Here is a 21772-nt window from a genome sequence, read left to right on the forward strand (position 1 = left end):
TCTATACGTTCATCGGCACAGACAGATGTAGCTTAATCAGCTCGCCTGCTCGCTCCGTTGCTGTTAGATTCCTCCACATGCAGATGGCGGTTTTTGTCATTTTTATCAGAGTACAATTGATCGTTATTGCTGCTCAGCTATCGCTCACATGCCTGCTATACTTTTCGTAAACAATTGTGCCAATATATCGATCCCGCGCACAATCTGCTCATCCGATGGCGTAGAGAAATTCAAACGCAACGCTTGGCACGGCTCCGATTCATCGACAAGAAAAGCATTGCCAGGCACGACCGCAACACCGTTTGTAGCGGCTTGTTTGCAATAATCGAGCATCGGTACGCTTGCAGGCAGCTCGCACCAGAGGAATAATCCGCCATCCGGGCGCGTAAATGTAACCGCCGGGTTCATCTGCTGCTCTAACGCTTGCAGCATCAGCTCGCTTTTGCGGCGATACACATCACATACGAGTGCAATATGGCGATCATAATCGTATTCGGTCATAAAACGGTGGGCGATCATCTGTGGCAAAGTCGCAGTATGTACGTCTTCCCCTTGCTTCGCTACCGCCATCTTCTGGATCACCTCATCCGGTGCTAACACATAACCGACCCGTAAACCGGCAGACAGCACTTTCGAGAAAGAGCCGACATAAATTACCCGTTGATCGTCATCGATCGATTTCAATACAGGCACATCTGCACCTTGAAAGCGCAGTTCGCCATATGGGTTATCTTCGAGAATCATCACATCATATTTGCGTGCAAGCGCATAGATGCCTTGGCGTTTGGCAAGCGAAGTCGTAATGCCGGTCGGATTTTGAAAGCTTGGAATTAGATAGATCAGCTTCACATTCGGCTCGTGCTGCAACGCATATTCCAGCCGTTCCAGATCGATACCATCCGCTTCCATCGGTACGCCAGCAAGCCGAATACCAGCAGCACGAAACGTGTTCAGCGAGCCGATAAAGCTCGGGCTTTCACAAATAATCGTATCGCCTTCACTGCAAAACACTTTACACGCCAGCTCAATGCCCTGCTGTGCACCGGATACGACCATCAGCGAGTTGCCTGTCGGATCGACGGCAAAGCGCTGCTGCACATGTTGCAGCAGACACTCGCGCAGCGGCTCATATCCTTCGGTCACACCGTATTGCAGCGCTGCAATCGGATTTTCAGCCAAAATCGACTCGGTAAACGAACGAATCGCCTCCAACGGAAATGTCTCGGCAGCCGGATTGCCTGCCGCAAACGGGATAACCGCTTGCCCAGCGCTTGATTTTAAAATTTCACGAATAATCGATGGCTTCATCGCCGTCATCCGTGCGGCAAATTTGTAGTTCATACCGTTTCTCTCCTTGCCCAATAAAGATCGAGTCGATATATGCAGCGATTGCATCGTACGTCTAATGCAACCCGGCTGCCAGCTCGTCGTTTGTTCTAGCTTATCCTATATCGCTATAGACTGGAAATAGTTCCCCGTCATTTATGCGATAAAAATAATCCTCCACCGTGACCAAAGAGCCAGCGCTAGAGGATTGAAGTATAGTTATTTACTTATATGGAACAAGCGTTCATACAGGGATAGCGTTACGTTAATACCGCTTCCGCCTGTTCACGATTGTAAATTGCAACCTGATTTTTACCAGCTCGTTTGGCATTGTATAGCGCATGATCGCTCAGCTCATATAGCGTATTTAGCTGGATATCCCGCTGCGTAGGCACCGACACGACACCGAGGCTAATCGTATATGGAATCGGCAGTACGTGCGAACGACTATTTGCCACCGCCAGCCGCAACTGTTCGGCAATACAGCCTGCCTGCTGTTCATCGGTATCCGGCAACAAGACGGCAAATTCATCCCCGCCATAACGCCCAAACAGATACCGTCCTCCGGTCAGCTCCAACAACTTTGCTTTCAGCCGCTCGGTCATCTGTTGTAATACACGATCCCCGGTAAAATGACCATAAGTGTCGTTAATCGTTTTGTACGCATCGATATCGAACAAAATAAACGATACCTGCCCCTTTCGCATCGCTAACTGATGAATCATATTACGGCTCTCCACCATAAATGTACGCCGATTGAGTACACCGGTCATCTCATCATAACTCGCCATATGCAGTAAATCGGCATCTGCCTGCTCCTTGGACAGCAGCACATAACCGGTATTGCCCAAAATCATAATCAAATATAGCGCAATAAATGAAAAGCTCTGATACAATCCCTCGGTAAACAAACCGACCTGATCCCCTAATCGAATGGCAGCGGCGGCACGCAGCAGTAGACTAAGTGCGACGATCCCGTACAATATGCCCATCAGCCGCCGCAACGTTGAAGCGGTACGGTCGGTCGTCATATGGTATACCGGATAAAATAAAAATAACGCCGTTCCGATCGAAGCATATACAATACGTGTCGCTTCCGACACACCTAGCCCATAAATGAGCACAAAACCTGCAATACAGAGCAATGTGCCGCTAACATACAACTTTTTGATCCTAGGTGAACATGCTTTTTGCAAAATAAGCAATGCGCCTGTCTCCAACCCTGCGCCGATAAACAGTAATGCATTCGCTATCACAATCGACAACAGCTCCGGCACCAGTCCACGAAACATCAATAAAGCCCACGCAAGCGCCTGAATAATTTTGGATAAAAAAAACGCATTGACCGAATGATCTGTTACCGTTCGTCTGCGATAGGCACTAATCAAAATGACCGTAAAAATATGACCAAACACGAGCGATATAAAAATCGTCTTCATATCCAAATTAAAACTCATAGCCGATCTCACAACTCCGTATCTTGCGCAGCGCCCTGGCATAAATGAGATAGGGACAGACGCGGCAATACGTACTTGCCAGCCTAAACGGATGACTGTGGAATTAGTATATCACCTTTATCAATGGCAAAGCGCACAGTTGCAAAACAATCAGCATAAAAATTTTAATGCCTTTAATGCGTTTGTTCCCGATTTTGGAATTGTGCTAGCGCACTATATTGCTGTTCCAGACTGCGGAAAATCGATACATAAATCGGCAACAGCTGATGATACACATGCGTATGCTCCGGAGTCGGTACATGCGCATGTGTGGAACCGATCATGCCGTTGACCGCATCAAGCGATTCGATTCGCCCTAATCCGTACAGACCGAGCACGACCGCACCAAGACAAGAGCTTTCGATACTTTCCGGTACGCTCACCTCTTGGTCGAAAATGTCCGCCATCATTTGCCGCCATAACGAAGAACGGGCAAAGCCACCGGTCGCATGAATTTTGGCGGGATGACCGATCTGCTCTTTCATCGCCAACATCACCGTATACAGATTGAAAATAACACCTTCCAGCACCGCGCGAATCATATGCTCTTTGCGATGCTTCATCGTCAGCCCGATAAACGAGCCGCGTGCATCCGGGTTCCATAACGGGGCGCGTTCACCAGTTAAATACGGGTGAAACAACAGCCCTTCCGAGCCAGCAGGCACCTGCTCGGCAATCCGGGTCAGCACATCATAGGAATCGATACCGAGCCGTTTTGCCGTCTCTACTTCGGAAGCGGCAAATTCATCCCGTACCCAGCGGAACAGCATCCCGCCATTGTTGACCGGGCCACCGATTACCCATTTATCCGCGGTAAGTGCATAACAGAAAATACGTCCTTTTGGATCGGTGACCGGCTCATTCACTACCGTCCGAATCGCACCGCTCGTGCCGATCGTAACCGCCACCACGCCCGGCTCCGTCGCACCTACACCCAGATTGGACAGCACACCATCACTAGCACCTATGATAAATGGCGTCTGCCGGGACAGCCCCATCGCTAGCGCGGCTTCAGCGCTCATTCCTTGCAGCTTATATGTCGTTGGCACCGGACGAGATAGCTTGCTTGCCGAAATTCCGGCAATGCGTAGCACTTCTGCATCCCAATCAAGTTGTCGCAAATGAAACAAACCTGTGCACGATGCAATCGAATGATCGACTACATATTGATCGAACAGACGGGCAAACACATATTCTTTGATCGAAATAAATTTATACGTACGCGCAACTAGATCAGGCTGCTCCTCACTGAGCCACATTAGCTTTGTTAACGGTGACATCGGATGAATCGGCGTGCCCGTACGCATATAAAGATCGTGTCCGTTTAGCTCCTGCTTGAGCTTACGCGCATACGGTGCACTGCGATTGTCCGCCCATGTAATACAGCGCGTTAGCGGCTTGCCTTGCTCATCGACCGCAATTAGGCTATGCATCGCAGAGCTGAACGATACAAACAACACCTGTTGCGGCGATATGCCGCTCTCCTTCATCACACTAGCGATCGTATCGAGCACCGCCTGCCAGATTTCATCCGGGTCTTGCTCTGCGGTAGCTGGCGTAGGTGTATAGAGCGGGTAACCGATATTCGCTGTCGTTATTACCGTTCCATTTTCCTGAAATAAAACCGCCTTCGTGCTCGTCGTGCCAATATCGACCCCGATCATATAATACGGCATATTTGCCGCCTCATCATGTGAGCAAGATCGTGTACTGTTCGTTATAGCTTGATTCATCGTTATCACCCTTGTTTTGTAAAATAAACATCATTGTTGCGTTCATCTCATACGGATCGTTTGTAGTACATAAACAAAGCAAAACAGAACAGGAACAAAGTTACTTCCCGCTCTGCTAATTCGTTTTTACACAAACACACTCAAAATCATAATAAAGATCAAACCAACGACCGACAAAATCGTCTCCATCGCCGTCCACGACTTGAGCGTCTGCCCGACCGTCATCCCGAAAAATTCTTTGATCATCCAGAACCCCGCATCATTCACATGCGACAAAATGAGCGATCCAGCACCGGTTGCCAGCACGACCAGCTCTACATTCACCCCTGTGCTTACAGCGAGCACGGGCGCGACGATACCAGCGGCAGTCGTCATCGCCACCGTTGCCGAGCCGGTAGCAACGCGGATCAGCGCCGCGACCAGCCAGGCGAACAAAATGACATTAATATGGCTATGGCTGGCAATATCGGCGATCGCTTTGCCGACACCACTATCGATTAGCACCTGCTTAAAAGCACCGCCACCACCGATAATCAAAATAATACCAGCGGTTGGCGCCAAACAGTCACTCGTAAACCGCGAAATGTCTTCCTTGCTAAAACCACGTGCAAACCCAAGTGAGAAAAAGGCAAATACCGCTGCAATTAAAAGCGCAATAATCTCATTACCGATAAATTCAGCTACATGCGTAAACCCGTTGACCGCTTGTGGATCAACGATCGTAGCGATCGATCCGGTCAGCATTAAAATGACCGGCAGCAAAATCGTAAACAATGTAATGCCAAAACTAGGCAATTGGCGCTCACCACTCGATGCAAATTGCGCTGCTAGTTCCGTTGGTGGCTGCACGTCAATTCGGCTACCGATAAACTTGCCAAAGATCGGCCCAGCGATAATCGCTGTCGGCAACCCGACGATCAGTGAATATAAAATCGTCCGACCCAGGTTGGCATTGTACGCATCAATTGCGATCATCGGAGCCGGATGCGGTGGCACCAAACCGTGCACGGTTGATAGCCCTGCCAAAATGGGAATCCCGATTTTCAGCAGTGATAGCCCGGTTTTGCGTGCTACCAAAAAGACGATCGGGATTAACAAAATCAACCCGACTTCAAAAAAGACCGGAATCCCGACGATAAAGCCGACTAACATCATCGCCCAATGTACACGCTTTTCGCCAAACCGGTCGATTAGCGTCGTCGCAATCCGTTCAGCACCACCGGATTCCGCCATCATTTTGCCCAGCATCGTCCCTAAACCGATGACGATCGCAATCGTCCCAAGCGTACCGCCAAGTCCACCAGTGATCGATTTAATCAGTGCTTGCGGATTCATACCAGCTAACAAGCCAAGCATTAATGCCGCCAATAGCAGCGTTACAAACGGGTTCCATTTAAATTTGGCGATTAATACAATCAGAAATACGATCGCAATCAACGTCCACACGAGCAGTGTGGCATGATGGCTAAGCCCAAACAATTGATCCAAGGAAATAACCTCCCTATGAAAATTATCAAAGTAGTTTTTGCAAATTTGAAATATTTTCCGTAAGTTAATAGAGCGCTTACAAAATCACTGATCTGCTGTGTCATGTTGATAAGTTGTTGTGATCAGCTAGGGCATGTACGCAAACCGAGTTAAATTTCAATTTTGATGATGTGTTAATGTCCTCATCCTTAAAAACTTAAGCTATCTGCAAAAATCAAATGAATCTCGGTCAAACTAGCAGGTTGACCAAATTACAGACTAACACTAACCTTGTGCTAGCATCGGCATAACATAACGCTTAAACCAGCTTTAACATTCAAATGAATTAGGATCGATGTATAATGTATGCTCATAAAGCGTAGTTGTGGCGCTGTTTTAGCATTCTTGTATACTTGTCGACAAGTTAAAGCGAATGATAGGTATCGTTGACTGTATCTGTTTTTCATTATCCAACTCACAAGCAAGCTAGATGGCAGCGATGAAATACAGCACCTATTTTAAGGCAATGTACGACTTAATGTTTGTGCAGAATCGGCAAAATAATCATCGACAGCACGGCGAATCGTATCCGCATCATGGGAACGCAGTCCATTTAATATTTTATAATGCTTGTCAGCGACCCAGTTCATACGTTCTGCTCCGGTTTGGAAGCCTTTTTCGGTGGTGATCAAAATGACGGTCATGACGATCCCGCGAATGCTGTTCCACAGATGGATCATACGCTTATGCTGTGCCTGCATCACAATCGTTTCATGGAACATAAAATCTTGATATGCAAAATCAACATAATCACCGTGTTTAACCGCCAGCTTCATTTTGTCGATCGTACGATCAAGCTGCACGAGCAATGCTTCATGCTGTCCTTCAGCCAGTCGATGTTGCACAAAGCTTTCGATCAAATAACGCACATCATACAGCTCTTTCACATCTTCCAAATTTAGCCCCAGTACAACCGCACCCATACGTTCCAGCCGAATTAAACCTTCGCCCGCCAACGCCTTCAGCGCATCACGTACCGGTGAACGGCTGCTGCCAAACTCGGCGGCAATACGATTTTCTGAAATAATCTCTCCCGGCTTGATCGTTTCATTTATAATATGCAGCCTTAACTCACAGGCAATCATTTCCCCACGGGAAGCCCCTTGTAGCCAGGCGGATGGATATTGCATCGTCAACGTTCCCTTCTGTGCATAATCGCTAGTGGACAAGCAACGTGAGCCGCATAGAATAGGTGAACAGGAGCTGCTGATCCTGTTCGTGCATACTACTCTAATAACCAAGTTAAATTTAAGCTGTAGCTGTATACTGAAACTATTACAAATAAGAGATTGAATCCGCCCCAAAATTCAAATTAAATGTGGTCAATGCACTATCACTTTGACGATTTTCAATATTAGTTTTACATCTGCTAGATGTCCTTATTTAGACAGGGAATCTGTACAATATTAAACTAGATATTTAAAACGGTCATCGCACTATTAGCTTGTCTTCAATATATTTGCAGTTTGGCGATCCAAAAATCGCTTGGTGCTGAATCGATTTAGGGACGTTTAAACACAATTTTCATTTGAGACAGCCTACTATTAGCTTGACCGAGATGAATTTAGATTTTGAAGATAGTTTAAATCTTGAAATATAGCCAGTTCAGCAAATAATCAAAATTAATATTTAACATGGTCAAGACACTATTAGCTTGTCTCAAGTACATTTACAGTTTAGCGATCTAATCATCGCTTAGTGCTGAATCGATTTAGGGACGTTCAAACACAATTTCCACTTGAGACAGCCTACTATGCTTCTGCACGCTATGCTGTTGTGCTTTATGCAGCACCAGCTGCTGCTTGTCATTATCCCGATTTTAGCACAAACCGGCAGAACGGATGTATCGTTTTCAATGAACAATCCGATTGGAGCAATAACGCTTGGCATGGAATAATAACCCCAACCTACCTGTAGACGGCGCTGGCGTTGCTTGTTTGCTGCAACAGCAACCGTGTTGTTTTACCGCGCATCAACGCCCCCTTTGCTTGCCGAGCTTTAGACGATAGTGTGATACGGCGCTTGAATATTAATAGGAGCGACATAAGCAAAAACGCATGATCACAATAACCTCTACGCTAAAAGAAAACATTGCACGAAGATTAATGCTTATTATAAAAGAAATTGTTGTGTACTTGTATACAACTTTAAAACTTTGATTTTTATGTTACTACTCCTATTTACGAATGTAAAGCTTTTCCTGTAAGCGTTTTATAAATAAATATCTATACACTTCAATTTTTCACGATGTAAGAATTTAACATATATCTGTTCATTATAGTTAAATTAGGTTAAAATGTTAAATGAGAACAGTAAGGAGGCTTTATTATGCTGTTGAGAACTACTGCAATTGCAGGCATAATTATTTTAGGATCACTTCTCTTATTTCATAATTCTAATAATGATACTAAATCTATACAATCGGAAAATATAAACGCCTTTATTCAAAAAGAGAAAATACAAGACCCTAATATAGTAAGAATCAGTGACTCAAAGTATTACTTATTTTCAAATAAAAGTAATAGTGTATATGTATATGAAAGAAACGGGAACTCGCATACTAGTCATAGTGTTCCTAGAAATGGTATTGTGTTTGGTGGGTTAGAACCAGGATCGTTTGGTCTTATTATTCAAAACGATAATATTCTTAAAAATGCAAGTAAATATAACTTAATCATAGACGGCGAAAGTAAAACTTATGAATATAACCATGAGATATATTTAGTTGTTCAAGATCAAAGAATATGGAATCCAACTCCACAAGTTACAATTGAGTTTTTAGACAAACAACAAAACATAATATTAAAGGAAAGCTTTTAAAAGAGAGAGGTCGCTCAAAATGAGCGACCTCTTTTGTTAAATACTCCAGCTTACTGCTGTGTCATTTGCATAATACTTTTTAGCTACTCCAGATACACTTATAGAACCAGTTGTAATGCTAACACTATAAGATGCATTTATAGCTATATGAGCATAATGACCATAAGCATTTGTAGAAGTTGCGCTACTACTATTACGCTTAACATTGATCATCATATAGCCTTCGTGTTGATCCGTAGAGCCACCATCTGCTCCATAAAGTTGCATATCAATTTCAAAAGCTATTCCAGCACTTGCTGATTTATGCGGTGCCTTATTATAGGTCTTCGATGCCCATGTATGCCCAACACTTCCATCACGATAACGATATTGTGCAAACTCACTATCTTGGATATACGTTAAATTAGGATTGAATGTTATACCTACTACATCGTGTAATTTGAAGGTTGGGAAACTAAGCCATTTCCAAGAATTTTTAAGCTTATAAACACCATGCCAATTGCCACTAGAATCAAGAACTTTTGATACAGAAAGTGTCATTTTTAACCACCCTGAATCTGTACTATCTGATGGCAAAGCTTGGATGCGAAAATCACCTAAACCTAAAGTCTTATTTAAATTAGCCTGGTTAGCTCCTGCGACCGCCTCGTTCTCGTCGACTGGAATCGTCTCTTGTTTGGTCACTTTATAGTAAGTAGTAGTTTCATTAACAACTTCACCGTATACATCATCCCCAACAGCTTGATTAAAAGCATTATAATCTGCATGTGTATAAGTAAGTAATTCTTCTTCAGTAAATCCAAAACTTTTTAACCTTTGAATCTCGCTATTATTCAATAAATGATTTGAAGTTTCTGATGCTGAAACAGGAAGTGATATTAACATTGAGACAGCTAAAAGAATAAAAAAAGAAATCTTTAAACTTTTCATATACTCCTCCTTACTGATTAAAATTTTAAGTATATATTCGCTCTAACTAAATTATTAACAGTTTTAAATATTACTATAAAAAAGTATCTAAATCAAATAATTACCATATCAGAAAACAAAAGTGGATTGTGTTCGACTTTGAATATATACAAAATAGCTTGGATTCGGGGCTGCCATGAATCCAAGCTATTTATAAATTTATGCTTTAGCTCAGCTTCCCCTATCACTCCGACTCCCCATTCAAATAATTAAAAAACGGCTGATCCACCCAAAAATCATAGCCTGTAATCGTATCGTCCGGGGCAAGCTTGCGGAATCCGTCGCGGATGGCAGATGCTTGGCTCGGCAGCGAGAACGATTGGGCATACTGGTTGCCGAGTGTAATTTTCGTATTGGAAATGACCGGGTAACCGGATAGCTCGGTTGGTGAATAGTACAGCGGCTGCCACCAGGAACCGTAGATTAGCGGTGTTTTCGTATCGCTGTTCTTTTTGGCGTAAGTTGCGATAATCTGGTTAAAGCGCTCTTTATCGGCAGCATCGTTAAATTCAAACTGAATATCGTACTCTTTTGCATAAGCGATATAGTTACCATTTTCGATCTGAGTCACTTTATAATCGGCTGTTTCCTTTGGTGTGCCCCATTCCTTAAGGTAAATAAACGCGGATGTTTTCGGCTGGAATTGTACGTCTGCATCGATGCCTTCGCTACGCAGTAAGCCGATCAATTGCACCGCATGTTTAATATCATCATGCCCATACGTAATCGTTAGACTATCGATAAAATTGGAATTATAACGGCTGTCTTTCAGATTGTATCCGGTCACCAGATTGCTGCGCAGCGCCTGATCGACGATCGTACGCAGTTCCGGCGCTTGAATCAGATCGGCAGTACGATAAGCGGCATATAGCTTTTCGTAAATATCGCTGTCGCTTGTGCGTCCCAGTTCGTTTTTGTATTTGCCCAAACTGGTCAGCGTCTTGCCGAGCAGGATGTTCGCGGTATTGCGGTCAATCGTACCGCCTTTACGCAGTGACGGGTACAGTTTTGACGGGACAAGCCCGGTGTCGATCGCAGCGGCAAGCTCCTGTGCGGCTTGTCCTTGTACACGGTTTGCTGCAATACCGACTTTGGCAAAAGCGGCGGTTATTTTCGTTTGCGGATACGTGTAGGCAAGCTCTTTGAAGCCTGCTGCTTTTACGGCAGCAAACACAGCCGCATAGACCGTTAACGGAGCGTCTGCATGAATCGTTTGCTCCGCTACAATCCCTTGCTGGGACAGCGTCACCGCTGCATCATAAGCAGCATCACCTCGCTTGAGATCGGTAAATGTCGGTATTTTCGCGGCTGCTGCCGTTGTGTTCGCAGCCGGTACGATCGCGGCAAGCGCTCGCAAAAAGTCGCCTCGTTTCACCTGCTGCGGAAGTTGAATATTGTATTTTGCTTGCAAAAATTGTGCATATTCCGCCGCGGTTTCCTCGTGTGCGGCGCTGCCGTTAGTGTTTAACAGAGCGGATGCTTTGGCTGCCGTCTGCTGTGGTACAGCTGCAAACACGGATGCAGTCGGCAACACGCTTGCTCCGAATACAGCAGGTGCAGCAACAAGTGCCGCCAGTGTGAAACGGGTTATCTTTTTCAAACAAATGCCTCCTCAGATAGGGGAATGGTAGGAAAAACACAGTATATTCCAATTCTTATAATTCCGATGCGAATTAAAATATTGCAATGAATTTAGCATGAATAAATATGCAGTGTCAACGAAAAAATAAGCCAGCTACATCGTAGCTGACTGCTCGTTGCCGCTTGCTTTATGCCGTGTACACAGGATTCAATGATAGGCAATGTCGCAAATGGAATTGCCTTTACCACCACTTGAATTGGCTGACTGTCGATCCGCTTTAACTATGGTCGACGATGTGTTGTTGTGAATTTTCGCCTGTTCGCATTGTCGTCAGGCGGCTTCGGCATCCGTATATTTGTTCGATCATTGTCCGTATCGCTCGTTGATACGATATGGAAACTGCATCTTAATTACTCACACTAAATAACTCCGATGCCCACACCGATACACATACACCGGTGTGCGATACCAATCCTGGCAAATGATTACCCGTTCCGGTTCCCAGTCTGGCAAGGCAAAATAGACGCTAATCACATACGTATTCGGACGACATTGATGTTCCAGTAGTGAGCTTAATTTGCGCATCGCGCGCGGAAACAAATAACAGACGATCACGTCCGCCTGTTCATAATGATATCGATACAGATCGCCTTGCTGAAAGTGGATATCAGCACGTTTTAGCCAAGCGAATAGGCGTGAGCAGAGCAGCGGTAATGGTGAATTTTCAATTCCGATCACTTGTACAGTTGGACACTCCGCAGCGATACGTAGTGCCAGCGTGCCCCAGCCAGAACCCGCTTCCACGACATGGATCGCTTGCTGCTGAGCGCATAATGTAGCGAGTAGTGTAGCTGTCACGTCTTGCTCATGCTGATGACGAGCATCTGCTATCCCCTGCTCCTTATGAGGTTTCCTTGATCGAATTGCCGTCTCGCTGTTGGATGGCTGCTGCAACGTCATCCCTGTACCCGCACGCCCCGCATCTCTTGCAAACCGCATTCGTTCCTGCTCCTGCCTTCTAACATTAGCCAGTTGCGCGGTTACCGTCTGTACCTGCTTGCTCACTTCACTACGAATCGATGCCGAAGCAGGCAACGGGGATATGCCATTACGCCAGCTATAATACACAAGCAAGAGCAGCGCTGGAATCGCTACGATGAGTATGATTATGAATAGGATGGCTGCGTATGTATTCAATGCTGATTCCTCCTGTCGTCTGTCAATGCAGTCATCCTTTGGTTGTACAATGTCCGCTTTCACATCGTTGTCTGTATAAACGTCCCTGCGTACTCCCTAATCCATTATGTATAAAACATAGACAAAAGAGTGCCGCCAAATGAATCGACAGCACTCTTTTGACCATTCTGGATAGTTCGAGTTTATTCACTACTTCTACCGTTAGCACCTACACATCATCGGTATGCGAAGCCCATCATTTAACGTGTTTAGCTTGAGCGTTGTGCAACATACGTAAAACATATTGCATACGTGCATCGTGGTAGTTTACTCCGCACACTTGTCAGTCTATGCACTTTTGCTGCCATTTATGATCGAATTGATCTTTCTTAGTAGACTCAGCGGCAGCTTTGGCACCGGACTTGGACTTGTCTGGATCGCCGTGCATTTCACTCCGTTTCAAATTCAGACGCATGGAATGTCATCGCTACACCAAGCATAAACAGCCAACTTGCCTGTTTGCCCATTCCAGCAGCGCAGCAACCGGCGCACAGACGGCGTGATGTTCAATAATAACACTAATAACACTGACAAGACAGGTAGCAGAGCGAATCGCAGCAGAAGGGGGCATACCTGATTCTGGACTCCGATCTACCTGCCATAGGGTCTGTACTATGCTGACGAATCATTAGCCAGATCGGTCAGCGTCTGTACACCAATTGGACATACTGTCTTATACTGTGCTGACGGATTAGCCTTTAACCGAACCGCCCAGCAAGCCGCGTACAAAATACTTTTGCAGTGCGAAAAATACAGCCAGCGGCGTTAACATCGATACAAATGCAGCCGCTGTGAGCAGATGCCAGTCATTACCACGCGAGCCGACCAGGTTGGCGATGCTCATCGACAATACTTGCACATCAGGCTGTGAGCCGAGGAAGATGAGCGATACGAGATAATCGTTCCATACCCACAAAAACTGAAAGATCGAGATCGATGCCAGCGCCGGTACGGACAGCGGCAAAATCAGCTTGGAGAAAATAGTAAAGTTGGTCGCTCCATCCATAAATGCCGATTCGAACAAGTCTTTGGGCAACTGACTGATCGAGTTGTACATAAAGTACGTGATCAGCGGCAAGCCAAACGCCGTATGTGCCATCCATATCCCGAAGTACGTACCGTTCAGTCCAAGCGTCGTATAATCCCGCAAAATCGGAATTAGCGCAACCTGTAACGGCACTACGAGCAATGCGATAATGACGACAAAGAAAATTTTACGCCCTTTAAACTTTAACCAGGCAAACGCATATGCTGCAAAGGAAGCGATAAAGATCGGAATGACGGTCGATGGAATAACGACCGCGATCGTATTCCAGAACGAGCGTCCCATGCCGCTGCCCTGTTCGGTTTTGATCGTACCGTCCGGCTGCGTAATTTTGTATTCTTTACCGCCAAGCACGGTTTCATAGTTTTGCAGCGTAAAATTGCTCGACGCGCCCCATTTCTTCTCTTGCACATCCACCGTACGGGCGCGGCGATTTTCCCAGATTAGACGCTGATTGCCATCTTCGACACCGGCTTTAAGCTGATCGTCGGTAAATGTTTTGCCGTTAACTGTAATCGGCTGTCGCAGATCGGTATCGCGATCAAGCTTAAGCTGACTTACCGTGTCCCATTGACGATGCGGGAACACCGTCCACCAGCCGCTTTGTAAAATGTCGGCTGCCGGGCGCACCGAGGAGATGAGCAGCCCCAGCGTCGGGATAAACCAGATGACACAGATGATGCCAAGCACCAGATTGACGATCCAGCTCGCTTTGCGTTTTTGTCCTTTGGCTTTGCGCATTACAATGTTCCTCCCTTCTTAAGCTGACGCACGTTCAGGATGATGACCGGAATGACGGCAATGAGCAGCACAATCGCCAGCGTCGAGCCGTAGCCTGCATTCTGATACATAAACAACTGACGATAAAACTCGGTCGCTACGACTTCCGTCCCGTATTGACCGCCCGTCATGATCATTACGACGTCAAATATTTTCAGGGTGAACACGATAATGGTCGTCGTTACCGCCAGTACGGTGCTGGAAATGACCGGCAGCATAATTTTGAAGAAAATGCGAATTTCGCCCGCACCGTCCATCCGTGCCGCTTCTAGCATATCTTCCGGAATGCCTTTGATCGCAGCCGAGAAAATAACCATTGCGAACCCGGTCTGCATCCAGACGAGAATAACGATCAGGAACAGATTGTTCCACGGCTGCACCATACTGAGCCAGCCTTGCGGCTGAAAGCCCATATTGACGATAATCGCATTCAGCAAACCGATTTGATCGTTGCCTGGTTGATAGTAGTAAATGAACTTCCAGATGACGCCTGCCGCGACGAACGAGATCGCCATCGGCATAAACACGATCGCTTTGGCAACACGCTCAAAGCTGCTGCGATCTGCCAATACCGCAACCAACAGACCGAGAATGACGCATGCTAACGTACCGAAGGCAACCCACATCAAGTTGTTACGCAGCGCCGTTACGAGCAGTCGGTCGGTAAATACCGCCACAAAGTTGGCAAGCCCGACAAACTGGGTCGAATCGGCATTAAAAAAACTTAAGTACAGCGTACGCAGCGTTGGCAAAAATAACAGCCAGCCAAGCAGCAATACCGCCGGGCCAACGAACACATACGGGATTACGCGTTCTTTCCATTTATCCGGGTACTGTTCCACGACCCAGTTTAAGGAAAAATAAATGGAATAAATGCCGAATATGCCCCAGATGACCGCCAGCAGTGCATTAAAGATCGGCGGCAATTCCGATCCTCTAAAAAACAGAAAGATCAGCGTATGCAGTCCGAGATTCAGTAACGGGACAAGGATCGATAACAGAATGATTCTGGGCGTGAATCGTTGCTTGGCACGCGTATCCACTGTTTTGCTTACGTCCATTGGCTTTCCCCCTTCAACAATTTGCAAACAAATCGGAAAAACAAGCTCTAATCAAACCAAAGCGGACCGAATTAATCCCGGTCCGTTTTGGCGGTTGGTCTCAATTGGTATGAAGGCGTGTACACAAGCTTATTCGTCGTTTGCATACACGCCTTCACCGGTTTATTTTTTCCAGCCGGCTTGAATTTCTTGCATCGCTTGATCGAGGTTGGCTGTACCGCTCACATAGTCGGTCATGCCTTTCCAAAATGTACCTGCGCCAACAGCACCAGGCATTAAGTCGGAACCGTCAAAACGAATCGTTTTGGCTGTTTGCACAAACTCGGACATACGACGCTCTTGCTCGTTCGCAAACCAATCATCCGGTGTACCGTTCATTGGAGGTGTTACACCGCCGGATTTGATCCAGCTTTGCAGCGATTCGGCTGTAGTGAAAAACTCCATCACTGCACGCACTTCAGGACGATCGTTAAACATCGCATAAATGTCGCCAGAGATTAGCGCTGGTGTGCCGTATTGCGCATCGATCGATGGGAATGGGAACCAGTCGTAATCTTCCGGTTTCACGCCTTCAGGAATGAAGGAAGTGATAAAGCCGGCTTGACGGTGCAGCCATGCTTTGGGCGGATTGGTGAACAGTGGAGCGATCGCATCACCGAAGTTCGTCGTTGCGATCGAACTGCGTCCACCGTATACATAGTCTTTGTTAAACCAGATTTGGGACATTTTCTCGACTGCATTTTTCACGATTGGATCGGTGAATGGCAGCTCGCCTTTGACCCATTTGTCATAGTTTTCAGGCGTCGTTGTACGCAGCATAATGTCCTCTACCCAGTCGGTAGCAGGCCAACCGGTTGCCGCGCCGCTCTCGATACCGATACTCCATGCAGGGTCGCCGTCAGCAGCGATTTGCTCGGTCAGCTTCATCATTTCATCCCATGTTTTTGGAATGGTGTAGCCTGCTTCGTCGAACGCTTTTTTGTTGTACCATACTAAGCTTTTCACACTGCTGCGCGCCCAGACGCCAGCGGTAATATTTTTGTTGTCTGCACCTGGCATTTGCGCCATGTCCAGCCAGCTTTGTTTGTATTGTTTTTTCATATAATCGGCATCCATAAATGTCGATACGTCAACTACTTTGCCGGCTTTCGCAAATGTTTCCAGCAAGCCCGGTTGTGGGAAGTCCGCGATATCCGGCGCATTACCGCCATTTACGCGCACATTGATCGTCGCTTCAAACTCTTTGGAGCCTTCATACGCGATATCGATGCCGGTCGCTTCTTCAAATGCTTTGATGCTGGCATTGAACTTCTGCTCATCCGCATCAACGAACGGGCCGTACATCGTTACTTTTTTACCTTTGTATTCACCATTTAGCGCCTTTTCCAGATCAGAGCCAGCCGGAACTTGTGCTGTTTTGATCAAGTCGGCACCGCTTGTAGTTGCTGTTGTACCGGTTGTGCCTTCGCTGCCGGTTTGCGCGTTATTTGTTGTATTGGCGCCATTACCTCCGGAACAAGCGCTTAGCACGACGGAGAACAACAACACCAGCATTAAACTTAAAGAACCATTTCTTTTCAGTTTGCTTTGTTTCATGGACTCAACCCTCTCTTTTGAATATACATCCCTTTTTGCGATCTCTGAGCACAAACACTTAGTTACAAATAGATAATTTTTACTTTTATCCCATTTTCTTATTTTTATCAGGAAAAGTAAACAATAATTTGATAACGATTACAAAATTTTATCAAATTCTTGCGTTCGTTGAATGATCCTGATGTTTGGTAAAGCTTGACAAAATCAGCCATCTGACTGTAAGCGTTTACAGTTGCTCGCAAGAACATTTTATGATACCGCTTCCAGATAAGCAATCCTTTTTTTATAAATGAAAATATTATTTTTTGCCCTTATCTTTCATCAGCAAAATCATTAATCATAAGCATATTTAAAAACGATGCCAAAATACGATTTTCATGCGCTACACCATCGTCACCAACTGCAACATTGGTATTTCAAAAAAAGCTGTCAATTCAACGTTCTGAACCATTTACAGTATCGATTCGACGACTCGATCACCCTTGTGAAACCGATTCCTTTTTCGGGCAAACGGACAATTGTGGAACCAATTCCATTTTTGCCGCCAAATGCTGTGCAATCGTACGCACCGTGTTCTGTATAAAGGTAAACTTTTCCTTATTTATCCCTTGCCGACCTCGTTTAATATGCGGCAGAAAAAGGCGGTTTTTTATAATGTCAGCGAACTGATCTAGCGCTTTGCTGACGGATATATGTTCTATTTGCCGTATTTATTTCAATATTTTCTGGATAATCATCCACTAGTACTTATTCAAAAATAACACTTTCTTGATAAAAATGATTTATTTTATTTATACAAAAGAAACGCTAAAATAGTGCTCAAACTGCTATCGTACTCATTTGCCAGCATCATTTCCGCTAATCCGCTTGGTGGCAGCGGGTTTATTGTCCGTTCGCGTTTCAGCAAGCGGTTGCAATGTCTAATATGTCATTATCGCCTTATGTTATACGAAAGGGAGCTGAATGAATGATGACTCAATATACGAAACTTGGTAAAAGCGAGCTGCTCGTCAATCCGATCGGACTTGGCGCAAATGCGGTTGGCGGTCACAATCTGTATCCAAATCTCGATGAAGAAGCAGGCAAAGAGGTCGTGCGCACTGCGATTGCGCATGGGCTGAACTTTATCGATACAGCTTTTATTTATGGCCCGAAACGTTCGGAGGAATTAATCGGTGAAGTGCTCAAAGAGGTAGGCGGGCGTGACAAACTGGTCATCGCCACCAAAGGGGCGCATAAATTTACCGAGCAAGGTGATGTTGTGTTCGATAACTCGCCTGCCTTTTTGCGTTCCAGTGTGGAAGGCAGTTTGCAGCGGTTGCAAACCGATTATATCGACCTGTTTTATATTCATTTCCCAGATGAGCATACACCGAAAGATGAAGCGGTTGGTGAGCTGAAGAAGCTGAAAGACGAAGGTAAAATTCGGGCGATTGGCGTGTCCAACTTCTCGATTGACCAGTTAAAAGAGGCGAACAAGCACGGTGATGTCGATGTGCTGCAAGCTGAGTACAATTTGTTCAAACGCTCTGCTGAGCAGGAGCTATTGCCATATACGGCAGCGCATGAAATTAGCTTTATCCCGTATTTTCCGCTCGCATCCGGTCTGCTTGCTGGTAAATATGATGCGGATACACGCTTTGACGATCTGCGTGCCAAAAGTCCGTTGTTTACCGGCGAAGCGTTCCAGCAAAATTTGCAAAAGGTCGATATGTTGCGTCCGATCGCACAGGCAAAAGGTATCGAAATCGCCCATCTCGTACTCGCTTGGTATCTCACTCGCGACTCGATCGATGCGATTATTCCAGGCGCCAAGCGTGCTGACCAAGTGCTCGACAATTTGAAAACGCTAGCTGTACAGTTGACTCCGCAGGAGATCGAGCAGATCGAGCATATTTTTGCATAAACGAAACGGATACGTTGAATCTATCGGTTAAGCGTTGAACAGTCAGTCGTCTGCAACGCATCCTCTATTTCCGAACCGTCCAACTTCATTATTAGAGAAATGCAAATACCAGCATACAGAGCCGCTGCATTAAGCGTCTGTATGCTGGTATTATTCAGGTTAACTATGCTATCTATCATTGCAGCTGTAAAAGATACAAACTGTCTCTTATGTCGCTGCGATGATCAATGATGCTAAACATGCCCACCTATTCATCCGTTCCATTACGCACTTGTCCAGCAAACACGTCTATTGCCTTGACCGTGCTTCACAAAATGACCTTCATTTACGCCGGATAGCCTCCGCCTGGTGGCGGCCATGATCCGAGCAATCTGCGGATGATGACGATCTCACCAAGATGGTACGTATTATGGGAAGCGATATTGCGCAGAAATCCGGCAATCGTTTCGGTTGGGATTAATGCCAGCGGCTGGGCAAGCTCCAATGTGTTGGCAAGCTCACAGGCGCTATCGATCCCTTGCAGGAAATCATCAAGCACGACCTGCCAGCTTGCTTCATCAGCTGCATTCGTATGCTCTAGCCAACTATCGGCTACCGACGGCGGGCGGGATGGCTGCTCGCCGCGCACATGGGCTAGCATAAAGTCCTGCCAGTACCGCATATGACTGACGAGCTGATAAATCGTATACGGAAGCCCTGCGACCTGCTGACCTGCCAGCTGCAAATCGATATCTGACAGCGCACGCGCAATCGGCAGATGCCCCCGTTCGCCTACTAAAGACTGCACTAACGCTCTCGCAAAGGCTTGTTCTGCTGTAACATTCATATTCGTATCCTCCATTTCCAGCTTAATGTATCCCATTCAGCAGTGAATTTCAACTTATGCACATATGTGGATTGAACTCCTAGGTTGAAGGCATAAATGAAGTACAGAGCGGTCACTTCGTGTGCAAACGTGCACTATCGCTAGGCAACAAATGCTTTGGTGCAGCTTTGATGATCGGATTATTATTTTATATAGAAATTACACTGACGCTGACGCCGCATGACTGACAAACCGGAACGTCAAAAATTGCTCCTGTTCATCCGATTCAAACGGCTGCTCATCGTATTTGTAGCTTGTATAATCCGTCAGCAACTGGCGCCAAAAGCGGCGGGTATGCATATTGCGTCCAGTTGGATTCGTATGCAACGCCCAGCGTCCTGCAAAGGTGTCAAACACATGTTTAGCCGCTTGCTGCGCAATGCCTTTGCCACGAAACGGACGCATCAGGAAAAAGTCATGCAAAAAATAATCGACCTGCTCCCCTGTCGGTACGTACGGCGGTGTCGAGACAAGCGCAAAACCTGCCGGCGTTCCATCTACACGAAGCAAAAATGGAAACAATGTGCCCGGATGACGCCACCAAATATGAAACATCTCACTTTGCTGAGCAAGTGTAGCACAATGATCATCGTCTTCAAATACGCCATACCGATTCGGCAGCCGTTCCCATATTTCCGATAAATCATACAAATAAAAAGGATACATATTGCAAATAATATGTTTGTCCGCAGCCGGACAAAGTTCTATCTGAACGACATGTTCCAGCGCCGCTTGTTCGATATCTGGATTACTGTTCATATCAGCCTCCTATAGTGTTTGTGCATGTAAACACGGGTGCAACAAAAAAGGTGGGCATAGCAACACACTATACTTATCGTGTTTGCGTTATTCAAGCACGATATGCAGTGAAAAGAGGTGTGGCATAACAAAACACTATCCCACTATTGCCGAGAACTTAACGTCCTCCGGGTTTGCCTTTACGACCGCTTTTACCTTGTCCGTTTGCCTGTTCATTGATTTTGCCAGTGGTAGGCTTGTACGTGTTGCTGTTGTTCGTTTTGCCTGTAGCGGGTTTGCCTGTTGTAGCAGCCCGATGCGGTGCGCCTATACTTGCGGTGCTTCTAGTTGCAGCGTTTTTGCTTGTACTATGCTTGTTTGTGCTGTTGTTACTGGTAGCATTTTGATGGGTAGCATTTGTATAGGTGGCGCTGCGGTTTGTGCTGCTCTTGTTAGTAGCGCTTTGGTTCGTAGCACGATGGTTGGTACCTTTGTTATGCGTAACATTTGGGCGTGCAGTCGTCTTGCTGTGCACAGCTTGGTTATGCGGCTTGGCACCACCTGGCACAGGCTTTCCAGCAACAGGGGCTGATTTGCGTAGCTGAGCTGCCGTATACTGTAGCGCCTCCATCGCCTGTTTGACAAAAGCACGGTTTTCCGGCTCCCATTCATGCGGATCATCCATAAATGAATCTTCAATAAATTCCTCCAGCCCATCCGCCAGCTTGCGTTGCTGCGCGGCAACGGTATTTCCTTTGCCGCGCAGCGTCTGCACTGCCGCACGCATATCGCGACACGCTTGCTGCACAAAGGCATAGTCGTCTCGATCCCATGCCTGCGGATTATCCATATCGTAAAAAGCGATCCATTTCTCAATTAATGAAGCAGCCTGCTTGGCATCCATCTGTGACATATTGTATTCATTCTCCGTTTCATCGCAGCTCGTAGCCGCACATGTAAATTGCCCGGCAAATTACGTTCACTACGCAAAATAGCCGAGTCCATCCTACTATTGTAGCCGCTCTGTCATGTGACGTACAGTGAGTTGGGCAGCATAAGCTAGTAGCTTGACCGTGTTAAATAAGCCGTTTG

16 protein-coding genes are annotated in these 21772 nt (G+C 46.1%); 2 read left to right on the forward strand and 14 right to left on the reverse strand.

Annotated features, from left to right (window positions below):
• Positions 1-144: 144 nt before the first annotated feature.
• The 5 genes from U1I11_RS15185 to U1I11_RS15205 form a co-directional block, all read right to left on the reverse strand.
• A complete protein-coding gene (locus U1I11_RS15185; RefSeq protein WP_322906992.1) occupies positions 145-1341 on the reverse strand; it encodes an aminotransferase-like domain-containing protein in 1197 nt (398 codons plus the stop codon).
• 245 nt (positions 1342-1586) lie between these two features.
• Positions 1587-2783: a GGDEF domain-containing protein gene (locus U1I11_RS15190; protein ID WP_322906993.1), complete on the reverse strand. Its 1197-nt coding sequence runs from the start codon at positions 2781-2783 to the stop codon at positions 1587-1589.
• A gap of 173 nt (positions 2784-2956) precedes the next feature.
• On the reverse strand, positions 2957-4498 hold the full coding sequence (gntK, locus tag U1I11_RS15195; protein ID WP_322907171.1) for a gluconokinase: 1542 nt from the start codon (positions 4496-4498) through the stop codon (positions 2957-2959).
• 183 nt (positions 4499-4681) lie between these two features.
• Positions 4682-6043: a GntT/GntP/DsdX family permease gene (locus U1I11_RS15200; RefSeq protein WP_322906994.1), complete on the reverse strand. Its 1362-nt coding sequence runs from the start codon at positions 6041-6043 to the stop codon at positions 4682-4684.
• Positions 6044-6540: 497 nt separating this feature from the next.
• Positions 6541-7212 carry a GntR family transcriptional regulator gene (locus tag U1I11_RS15205; RefSeq protein WP_322907172.1) on the reverse strand — a complete coding sequence of 224 codons (672 nt, stop codon included), beginning with the start codon at positions 7210-7212 and terminating at the stop codon, positions 6541-6543.
• A 1198-nt stretch (positions 7213-8410) separates the two neighbouring features.
• Here U1I11_RS15205 and U1I11_RS15210 point away from each other — a divergent pair.
• Positions 8411-8902 carry a hypothetical protein gene (locus U1I11_RS15210; protein ID WP_322906995.1) on the forward strand — a complete coding sequence of 164 codons (492 nt, stop codon included), beginning with the start codon at positions 8411-8413 and terminating at the stop codon, positions 8900-8902.
• A gap of 36 nt (positions 8903-8938) precedes the next feature.
• Here the strand turns inward: U1I11_RS15210 and U1I11_RS15215 are convergent, their stop codons facing one another.
• From U1I11_RS15215 to U1I11_RS15240, 6 genes are all read right to left on the reverse strand, one after another.
• Positions 8939-9832, reverse strand: coding sequence for a hypothetical protein (locus U1I11_RS15215; protein ID WP_322906996.1), 894 nt, complete (start codon positions 9830-9832; stop codon positions 8939-8941).
• Positions 9833-10055: 223 nt separating this feature from the next.
• Positions 10056-11471, reverse strand: a complete 1416-nt coding sequence (locus tag U1I11_RS15220) for a hypothetical protein (protein ID WP_322906997.1) — start codon at positions 11469-11471, stop codon at positions 10056-10058.
• Between the two features lie 396 nt (positions 11472-11867).
• Complete coding sequence (locus U1I11_RS15225) at positions 11868-12650, reverse strand: class I SAM-dependent methyltransferase (protein WP_322906998.1); 783 nt, start codon at positions 12648-12650, stop codon at positions 11868-11870.
• 730 nt (positions 12651-13380) lie between these two features.
• Entirely contained in the window at positions 13381-14475 is a 1095-nt protein-coding gene (locus U1I11_RS15230) for a carbohydrate ABC transporter permease (RefSeq protein ID WP_322906999.1), read from the reverse strand.
• Positions 14475-15575, reverse strand: a complete 1101-nt coding sequence (locus U1I11_RS15235) for a carbohydrate ABC transporter permease (protein ID WP_322907000.1) — start codon at positions 15573-15575, stop codon at positions 14475-14477. The genes U1I11_RS15230 and U1I11_RS15235 overlap by 1 nt, the downstream gene beginning before the upstream one ends.
• Positions 15576-15737: 162 nt before the next feature.
• Positions 15738-17171, reverse strand: coding sequence for an ABC transporter substrate-binding protein (locus U1I11_RS15240; protein ID WP_322907001.1), 1434 nt, complete (start codon positions 17169-17171; stop codon positions 15738-15740).
• A 970-nt stretch (positions 17172-18141) separates the two neighbouring features.
• On the opposite strand from U1I11_RS15240, the gene U1I11_RS15245 reads away from it, so the two are divergent.
• Positions 18142-19077, forward strand: coding sequence for an aldo/keto reductase (locus tag U1I11_RS15245; protein WP_322907173.1), 936 nt, complete (start codon positions 18142-18144; stop codon positions 19075-19077).
• Positions 19078-19402: 325 nt separating this feature from the next.
• Here U1I11_RS15245 and U1I11_RS15250 read toward each other — a convergent pair whose 3' ends face one another.
• From U1I11_RS15250 to U1I11_RS15260, 3 genes are all read right to left on the reverse strand, one after another.
• Positions 19403-19903 carry a DinB family protein gene (locus U1I11_RS15250; RefSeq protein ID WP_322907002.1) on the reverse strand — a complete coding sequence of 167 codons (501 nt, stop codon included), beginning with the start codon at positions 19901-19903 and terminating at the stop codon, positions 19403-19405.
• Positions 19904-20101: 198 nt separating this feature from the next.
• Entirely contained in the window at positions 20102-20701 is a 600-nt protein-coding gene (locus U1I11_RS15255) for a GNAT family N-acetyltransferase (RefSeq protein WP_322907003.1), read from the reverse strand.
• A gap of 157 nt (positions 20702-20858) precedes the next feature.
• A complete protein-coding gene (locus tag U1I11_RS15260; protein ID WP_322907004.1) occupies positions 20859-21593 on the reverse strand; it encodes a hypothetical protein in 735 nt (244 codons plus the stop codon).
• Between the last annotated feature and the right edge of the window lie 179 nt (positions 21594-21772).

It is taken from the genome of Paenibacillus campi (assembly GCF_034659835.1).
Lineage (GTDB): Bacteria > Bacillota > Bacilli > Paenibacillales > Paenibacillaceae > Saccharibacillus > Saccharibacillus campi.

Bases quoted from the DNA above. Each gene is read 5' to 3' on its own strand.
- gntK (WP_322907171.1), bottom strand. From the start codon at position 4,498: ATGCCGTATTATATGATCGGGGTCGATATTGGCACGACGAGCACGAAG.
- U1I11_RS15240 (WP_322907001.1), bottom strand. From the start codon at position 17,171: ATGAAACAAAGCAAACTGAAAAGAAATGGTTCTTTAAGTTTAATGCTG.
- U1I11_RS15205 (WP_322907172.1), bottom strand. From the start codon at position 7,212: ATGCAATATCCATCCGCCTGGCTACAAGGGGCTTCCCGTGGGGAAATG.
- U1I11_RS15215 (WP_322906996.1), bottom strand. From the start codon at position 9,832: ATGAAAAGTTTAAAGATTTCTTTTTTTATTCTTTTAGCTGTCTCAATG.
- U1I11_RS15210 (WP_322906995.1), top strand. From the start codon at position 8,411: ATGCTGTTGAGAACTACTGCAATTGCAGGCATAATTATTTTAGGATCA.
- U1I11_RS15185 (WP_322906992.1), bottom strand. From the start codon at position 1,341: ATGAACTACAAATTTGCCGCACGGATGACGGCGATGAAGCCATCGATT.
- U1I11_RS15230 (WP_322906999.1), bottom strand. From the start codon at position 14,475: ATGCGCAAAGCCAAAGGACAAAAACGCAAAGCGAGCTGGATCGTCAAT.
- U1I11_RS15260 (WP_322907004.1), bottom strand. From the start codon at position 21,593: ATGTCACAGATGGATGCCAAGCAGGCTGCTTCATTAATTGAGAAATGG.
- U1I11_RS15190 (WP_322906993.1), bottom strand. From the start codon at position 2,783: ATGAGTTTTAATTTGGATATGAAGACGATTTTTATATCGCTCGTGTTT.
- U1I11_RS15250 (WP_322907002.1), bottom strand. From the start codon at position 19,903: ATGAATGTTACAGCAGAACAAGCCTTTGCGAGAGCGTTAGTGCAGTCT.
- U1I11_RS15255 (WP_322907003.1), bottom strand. From the start codon at position 20,701: ATGAACAGTAATCCAGATATCGAACAAGCGGCGCTGGAACATGTCGTT.
- U1I11_RS15235 (WP_322907000.1), bottom strand. From the start codon at position 15,575: ATGGACGTAAGCAAAACAGTGGATACGCGTGCCAAGCAACGATTCACG.
- U1I11_RS15245 (WP_322907173.1), top strand. From the start codon at position 18,142: ATGACTCAATATACGAAACTTGGTAAAAGCGAGCTGCTCGTCAATCCG.